The organism is Streptomyces sp. NRRL F-2580, assembly GCF_000720115.1.
Classification (GTDB): Bacteria; Actinomycetota; Actinomycetes; order Streptomycetales; family Streptomycetaceae; genus Streptomyces.
This window is the reverse complement of the sequence record NZ_JOIR01000107.1, coordinates 1-791: the sequence shown is the minus strand read 5'-3', so window position 1 is coordinate 791 and position 791 is coordinate 1. Positions and strand designations below refer to the sequence as shown.

The window sequence follows — 791 nt, the reverse complement described above, 5'->3', positions numbered from 1 at the left end:
GCGATGCTGGGCCAGGCCGGGTCGATGACCTTCGCGTCGAGGGCCTTGCCGCTGTCGGCCTCCAGCTTGGCGTTGGCGGAGGCCTTCGCCTTGTCCTGGTTGGCGTGGATCCAGTCGTTGGTCTTCACGGTGCCGCGCAGGACGGCTTCGACCACGTCCGGGTGCTCCTTGAGGAACTTCTGCGACACGATGATGTTCGTGATGACGAACTTCTTGTCGGGCCACAGGGCGGTCTCGTCGAGGAGGACGCTGCCGCCGTCGGAGACGAGCTTGGAGGCGGTGGGCTCGGGGACCCAGGCGCCGTCGATGGAGCCCTGCTTGAAGGCGTCGGGGGTGACCTTGTTGTCGGTGCGGACGACGGAGACGTCGCCCTTGCCGGACTCCGGGTCGACCTTCCAGCCCTTCTCGGAGATCCAGTTGAGGAAGGCGACGTCCTGCGTGTTGCCCTTCTGGGGGGTGGCGATCTTCTTGCCCTTGAGGTCGTCCAGGGTCTTGATCTTGTCCGGGTTCACGACCAGCTTGACGCCGCCGGAGGCGGAGCCGGAGATGATCCGCAGGTTGGAGCCCTTGGACTTGACGTAGCCGTTGATCGAGGGGGAGGGGCCGATGAAGCCGATGTCGAGAGAGCCGCCGTTGAGGGCTTCGATCTCGGACGGGCCGGCGTTGAAGGACTGCGGCTTGATGGCGGTGGCGCCGAGTTCCTTCTGGATCAGGCCTTCCTGGAGGCCGACCAGCGCGGTGGCGTGCGTCAGGTTCGGGAAGTAGCCGATCCGCACCTCGGAGGCCGACAG

Annotated in this window: 1 protein-coding gene; it reads right to left on the bottom strand. The window is 66.1% G+C overall.

Annotation, left to right across the window (positions count from 1 at the left end; all coding sequences use genetic code 11):
* Positions 1–791: ABC transporter substrate-binding protein (locus tag IF88_RS0139635; protein ID WP_030724455.1), on the bottom strand; the 791-nt coding region annotated here is incomplete at both ends.